General features: G+C 30.5%; 1 pseudogene. It reads right to left on the bottom strand.

The annotated features are described in order from the left end of the window. Window positions 1–343: 343 nt before the first annotated feature. Window positions 344–545, bottom strand: a pseudogene (locus RR876_RS17255) (LysR family transcriptional regulator); the annotation flags it as partial.

Here is a 545-nt window from a genome sequence, read left to right as displayed (position 1 = left end):
AGCTTTTTACTTTGGCCACATTTCGATACTCTTTTATGCAAGCTTCAAGTGGTTCTGAATATGTTGATCAGCTTGCAAATAGTAAAGAAGTCGAGCAAATGGCAGATAAAGTGATTGAAGCAAATTGGAAGTATTTTATTAAGAAATAATTGGATTCTGAAACTTAAGAGAAACTAATAATAACCATGAAACTTTGATTAAATAGTAAGCGTGACACGTAAAAAATCACAAAGGTGCCGCCCTGTTACTCTGTGATTCAGGGCGGCACCTTTCAATATACTGATTTAAAAAGATAAATCAATGGCATTTCATATAAGGTGTATTATGTTAATTTTAGAAAGATTTAAAAATCTAATTTATAAAAATCCTGAATAGTTTTAGCGCAATTTTCAATGACTAAGTCATTAACTTTTTTCCAAATTAATTTAACTTCAGATTGATTGTTTTTATCACTTATTGAGAGCAGTTTTACTTTATCTGGAAGAATTGTAGAGAATTCTTCAGGTACGATACAAATACCAAAGCCATTTGCAACCAAATCCAAT

The sequence above is a fragment of the Acinetobacter sp. genome (assembly GCF_036666595.1).
In the GTDB taxonomy this organism is placed as follows: Bacteria; Pseudomonadota; Gammaproteobacteria; order Pseudomonadales; family Moraxellaceae; genus Acinetobacter.
The sequence above is the reverse complement of the archived record's forward strand: the minus strand, read 5'-3'. Positions and strand labels throughout refer to the sequence as shown.